Source organism: uncultured Mailhella sp., from assembly GCF_947631555.1.
Lineage (GTDB): Bacteria > Desulfobacterota > Desulfovibrionia > Desulfovibrionales > Desulfovibrionaceae > Mailhella.
In genome coordinates this window covers 1-5,622 of the sequence record NZ_CANRLT010000110.1, presented here as the reverse complement: position 1 = coordinate 5,622, position 5,622 = coordinate 1, and the positions used below count along the sequence as shown (strand labels likewise).

Genomic DNA, 5,622 nt, shown 5'->3' with positions numbered 1-5,622 from the left:
TCTCTGGCGTTGTTTCAGCGATTTCGCGTTAACGGCAAGATCGAAGAACTTTTATCATTATTAAAGTGATACTCTCCTATTCACTGCCTTATTGCCAGAGAGCGGAGTTTCTTATAAAAAGGACGCAGGAGGGAAAAGATGCTGCAGGACCACCTGGATCAGCTTTTAAACCTTTTCGACGACGCCGTGTGCATCACCGATGCCTCGGCGACAGTCCTTTATTTAAATAATACCTACGAAAAACTGACCGGTATTCCCTACGCCACCATGATAGGCCAGAATGTCCGGGAGCTTTCCCAGAACGGACTCTTCGACCTTGTTCTGAACCCCGAAGTCATTGCCACGGGAAAGCACGTCTCGCGGGTACAGACATTGCGCGACGGAACCAAGCTGGTGCTGGACGGCTATCCCATCTTCGACTTTGAACACCGTCCTGCCTTCTGTGTCACGCTCATCCGCGACAGCGGGCGCCTGAAGGAGCTGGAGGGCAGAGTGCAGTTTCAGAAGGAACTGCTGGACGTGTTCCTGAAGCTCAGCAGTTCCGGCAACAGCACCGTGGATTCCGTGCCCGAGATCGTCGAAAGTCAGGCCATACGCAGACTGCACGGGCAGATGGGGCTTATCGCGCGCACCGACGCTCCGGTTCTGCTGCTCGGCGAAACGGGCGTCGGCAAGGAAGTGCTGGCGCATCGCATCCACAACGAAAGCGGGCGCGCCGGCAGCCCGTTTATCAAGGTGGATTGCGGCAGCATCGCCCCCAGCCTTATCGAGACGGAGCTGTTCGGCTATGTGGGGGGCACGTTTTCGGGCGCCAACAAGAACGGCAAGGTGGGGCTTATCGAGGCGGCTTCCACGGGCACGGTGTTTCTTGACGAGATAGGGGAGCTGCCCCTGACCATGCAGACGCGGCTTTTGCGTTTCCTTCAGGACGGAGAGATTCTGCGCGTTGGGTCCACCGCTCCCAAAAGGCTGAACGTGCGTGTCATCGCGGCGACCAACAAGGATCTGGAAAAGGCCGTGGCCGACGGGGAGTTCCGCAGCGATTTGTATTACCGCCTGAAGATCGCGGTGCTGCAGATTCCGCCGCTCAGGGAGCGGCATGACGACATTCTGCCCATGGCCCGCTTTTTTCTGGATTTTTATTGCCGGAAGTACGAGCGCAGGATGGAATTTTCGCCGGAAGCGAAAAAGGCCATGCTGGAACACGACTGGCCCGGCAATGTCCGGGAACTCAAGAACATGGTGCAGGGGCTGGTCGTCGCCTGTTCGGACAACATAATCCAGCCTTCCGACCTGCCCTTTCTGCGCACACTTTCTTCCTGGAACAGCGGCGGCGGAACCTCGGCGCCGGAAATATCGTTCGATGGCCGGAACTATAAGGAAATCATGAAGGATATGGAAAGTGCGGTGCTGAAGGCCGCCATGCGCAAGTACGGCAATATCGCGAACGTGGCCAGAGAGCTGCGCGTGGATCGCAGCACGATCTTCCGCAAGGTCAAGGACCTGGAGAAGCGGGGAGTGCGCTTCGACTGACGGCGCAGGACGCGGGGCGGCGCCGTCCGGCGTTTTCGGAGGGCTGTTCCGGGGACGCTTGTTTCCCTTTTTCTCTTCCTTCCCGTTCCCATCCGACAGTTCCGAAGGGTGGGGCTTTTCAGCAAAGCTGCACCCAGAGCCGGGGATTTGACGCCCGTGACGTCTGGAAAGGATGGCGGGCAGGGCAGAGTTTTTTGCTCCGTCTTTTTCTGCGGAACGGCTTGCCGTCTGCGGCAGGGGAGAATGCGCGCTGAAGCGGTGCGGCGTGAGAAATCTCTTCTTTTTCAGGATGATGAAAATCCTTCCCCGAGGGAAGGTTCCGGCCTGTCCGATGGCAGCGTTTGTCCCGCGGGAGATTCCGGCAGGGGAGAGCGGAGGAGCTCGGCAGGAACGCCCGTTTTCCGGACATGGGAGGCCTGACAGGAACGCCCGTTTTCCGGACATGGCTGGACAAGGCGTGAGAGGTATGGAAGAATACAGCCATCCACGGCTTTTTTCTGGAAAAACGGCACTTCGGAAATTTTTGCATAAGGCGGTCTTCATGGAACAGGACAGGCAGGTGACATGGGCGTTTCATCGGCTCGGCGGCATGGATCAGGTGACTTTGGAGACTTCGGAGGAGCTTTGCCGCCTGCGGGAACTTGACCCCAAGCTCTGGGCCGCGCTGAGCTGCCCGGCGTCCGGGCTGGAATTTGACGCGCGCACTCTGGCGCTGCTCGACGGCGACGGCGATGGCCGCATACGCATTCCCGAAGTGCTGGAAGCCGTGGAATGGGCCTGCCGCCGCCTCGCCCATCCCGCGGACATGGCGTCCCGCCCGGAAGCGCTGCCCCTTTCCGCTCTTGCCGATACCGAAGAGGGCCGGCATCTGGCCGCCACCGCAGCCGCCGTGCTGAAGAACCTCGGCAAGGAGGACCAGCAGGCCGTCACCCCGGACGACGTGGCCGGAGCCGCCGCAGCCGCCAACGCCCTGCTGCTGAACGGCGACGGCATCTTTCCCCCGCATGACGATCTGGGCGAAAAGGCCGCCTTTGTGCGGACCGCGCTGTCCGTGGCGGGCGGTGAGAAGGACGCCGGAGGCCGGACCGGACTGAACGCCGCCGGGGTGGACGCGTTTCTGGCCGCACTCAAGGCTGAACAGGACTGGCGCGCCGCCGTGAACGCCGCTCCCCATCCCCTGGGAGAGGACACCGCCGCGGCCTGGACGCTCATGACGGAGCTGAAGGACAAGCTGGACGACTACTTCCTGCGCTGCCGCCTTGCCGCCTTTGCGCCGCAGTCTTCCGCCTCGCTCAACGCCGAGGAATTGCTTGCCGTTCCCGATGAACACGGGCTGTTGGCGCCGGAAGCCCTGGCCGCGCTGCCGCTTTCGCACATCGGGCCGGACGCGCCCCTGCGGCTGGATTTCGGGCTCAATCCGGCATGGCGATCCAAGGCCGCGGCCTTCTTCCGGCTCATCGCACCGCTTCTGCCCGATGCGGCGGTGATGACGGAAGACGACTGGAACGCGGTGCAGGCCGCGTTCTCGCCCTACGGCGCGGCGCTGGCGGCACGCCCGGTTCCGGCTTCCGCGGCGTCCCTGCCGGCCGGCGATCCTGCGGCGGCGCTGGCGGCGCTCACAGACGAGGAGATTCAGGCGCTGCTCACAGGTCCGGAAGCCGCGGAACTGAAGGACATGATGGCGCGGGATCTGGCCGTGCCCGCCGCTTCCGGCGACCTTGCCGAGCTGGAGAGGCTCACGCTTTACTACCGGCATCTGCACCGTCTGCTGATGAACTTCGTCTCCTTCCACGACTTTTATTCGCTCAGGCGTCCGGCGGCGTTCCAGGCGGGCACGCTGTTCATCGACGGCCGCAGCTGCCGTCTGTGCCTGCCCGTGGCCGACGTGGGCAAGCATGCGGGCATGGCCGCCCTCAGCCAGCTCTGCCTGCTGTACTGCGAATGCCGCCGCCGGGCCTCCGGCACGTCCCCGGCTCAGGTCAGGAATATTGTGGCCGCCATGACGGCGGGTTCGGATGTCTTTCTGCGCGAAGGGCGGAACGGCGTCTATGTGGACGACGAGGGGCAGGACTGGGACGCCACGCTGGTCAAGCTGGTGCACAACCCCATCAGCATCAAGCAGGCCGTGTGGTCGCCGTACCTGCGCATGAGTCAGATGATAGCCGAACAGATACACAAGTTCGCCGGCGACAAGGAATCCAAGCTCATGGCCTCGGCCGCGCAGAAGATTGGAAGCGCGGCGGCCAAGCCGCAGGCGCCCTTCGACATCAGCAAGAGCGTGGGCCTGTTCGCCGCCGTGGGCATCGCTCTGGGCGCGCTGGGCACGGCGGTGGGCAGCATCGCCGGAATGCTCATGGCCCTGCACTGGTGGCAGTTCCCGCTGCTGTTCCTGGCGGCGTTTGCCTGTATTTCCGGCCCATCGGCCTTTCTTGCCTGGCTCAAGCTCAGAAAGCGCACCCTCGGCCCGCTGCTCGAAGCCTCGGGCTGGGCGGTGAACGGTCAGCTTCCGGTTAATCTGCTGCTGGGCAGGGCGCTGACGTCCGAAGCCGCGCTGCCGGGCAATGCCACGCGCACCGGGCATGATCCCCTGCGCGAGACCGGCAGAACGGGGAAAGCGGTTCTGGCCGTTCTCATCGCCGCGCTTCTGGGACTGGGCTACCTCGGCTGGACGGGCGAGCTTGCGCCGCTCCTCAAAAAGGCGGTGACCGTGGAACAGCCCGCGCCCGCAGCCGCTCCGCCCGCCGCTCAGCCTGCCGAAGCCCCCGCAGCGGCTCCCGCCGAAGCCGCTCCCGCGGCAAAGTAGGGGACGGCTTGCCTTTTCTTTCCTTATCCGCCGTCTTTCCCCGCTCGCTTACCGCAGGCCGCGCGCAATCGGGCTTTGCCCGTTGCACCGGGTTGCGGTAAGCGAGCGGGGTCATCGCCCAAGCCGCTAACGCTTGTGCCTCCGGCCGGTCGAGATTACCGATTCAGGCGGGCATACTCGTCACAGCCCTTTTGGTCACCGTTATCACACAGTTTGTCAAACCATTCCTTGGCTACTGCAAGGTCCTGCCGTACGCCTTGGCCATTCTCATACATAACGCCAAGTATGAACTGAGCACAGGCATCTCCCTGTGCTGCGGCCTTTTCATACCAATCCTTGGCCTTGGCATAGTCCTGCGGAACGCCCCGACCGTTATTGTACAGGCTACCAAGAGCAAACTGAGCACAGGCATCTCCCTGTGCTGCGGCCTTTTCATACCAACCCTTGGCCTTGGCATAGTCCTGCTGCACACCCTGACCATTATTGTACATGCTACCAAGAGCAAACTGAGCACTGGCATGTCCCTGTACTGCGGCCTTTTCATACCAACTCTTGGCCTTGGCATAGTCCTGCGGAACGCCTTTGCCCAAATAGTACAACATGCCAAGGATAAACTGAGCCCCGGCAAGCCCCTGTGCCGCGGCCTTTTCATACCAACTCTTGGCCTTGGCATAGTCCTGCGGAACGCCTTGGCCCAAATAGTACAACATGCCAAGGATAAACTGAGCCCCGGCATGCCCCTGTGCCGCGGCCTTTTCATACCAATTCTTGGCTTTGGCATAGTCCTGCGGAACGCCCCGACCTTGATCGTACATGACGCCAAGATTAAACTGGGCTATGGCATGCCCCTGTGCCGCGGCCTTTTCATACCAATTCTTGGCCTTGGCATAGTCCTGCTGCACACCATCGCCTATCAGATACTTGAAACCAACGTCCCACTGAGCATCGGGATCTCCCTGTTCGGCCATCGTCATGACTTCTTTAAACTTTGCGGGAAACGTACCCAAGGGGCAAAGATGCTGAAATATCTGGATAAGCGCACCAAGCAATTTTTTCATGGTTCTCTCCTTGCGTACCGTTATCTTTTGGTCTAGTCGGTTTTGCAACACTGGTCAACGAAAACAGCCGATTCTAACGGCACAGAAGGCAAACAAGAGGTACGGTTTCTGTACTAGATGCTCAGCAGGGGTAAGGAATAAAAAGCCCTGCGTATTGGTCTGCCCCCTGTCAAGTAGACATCTAAAAAGCCCCTGTGGCATTGATTCTAAGCGGTCAGCTTTTCCCGA

Annotated in this window: 3 protein-coding genes; 2 read left to right on the top strand and 1 reads right to left on the bottom strand. The window is 61.1% G+C overall.

What is annotated here, in order from left to right; genetic code table 11:
• Positions 1–138 precede the first annotated feature (138 nt).
• Both Q0Z94_RS10865 and Q0Z94_RS10860 read left to right on the top strand, forming a co-directional pair.
• Positions 139–1,533 carry a sigma 54-interacting transcriptional regulator gene (locus tag Q0Z94_RS10865; protein WP_298069620.1) on the top strand — a complete coding sequence of 465 codons (1,395 nt, stop codon included), beginning with the start codon at positions 139–141 and terminating at the stop codon, positions 1,531–1,533.
• Positions 1,534–2,074: 541 nt separating this feature from the next.
• Positions 2,075–4,336 carry an ABC transporter permease gene (locus tag Q0Z94_RS10860; protein ID WP_298069619.1) on the top strand — a complete coding sequence of 754 codons (2,262 nt, stop codon included), beginning with the start codon at positions 2,075–2,077 and terminating at the stop codon, positions 4,334–4,336.
• A 155-nt stretch (positions 4,337–4,491) separates the two neighbouring features.
• Here Q0Z94_RS10860 and Q0Z94_RS10855 read toward each other — a convergent pair whose 3' ends face one another.
• The gene (locus Q0Z94_RS10855) at positions 4,492–5,394 is read right to left on the bottom strand and encodes a tetratricopeptide repeat protein (protein WP_298069617.1); all 903 of its coding nucleotides are present in this window, start codon (positions 5,392–5,394) and stop codon (positions 4,492–4,494) included.
• Between the last annotated feature and the right edge of the window lie 228 nt (positions 5,395–5,622).

What these genes read in the sequence shown, in the direction of transcription:
- Q0Z94_RS10865 (WP_298069620.1), top strand. Translation starts at nt 139, where the DNA reads ATGCTGCAGGACCACCTGGATCAGCTTTTAAACCTTTTCGACGACGCC.
- Q0Z94_RS10860 (WP_298069619.1), top strand. Translation starts at nt 2,075, where the DNA reads ATGGAACAGGACAGGCAGGTGACATGGGCGTTTCATCGGCTCGGCGGC.
- Q0Z94_RS10855 (WP_298069617.1), bottom strand. Translation starts at nt 5,394, where the DNA reads ATGAAAAAATTGCTTGGTGCGCTTATCCAGATATTTCAGCATCTTTGC.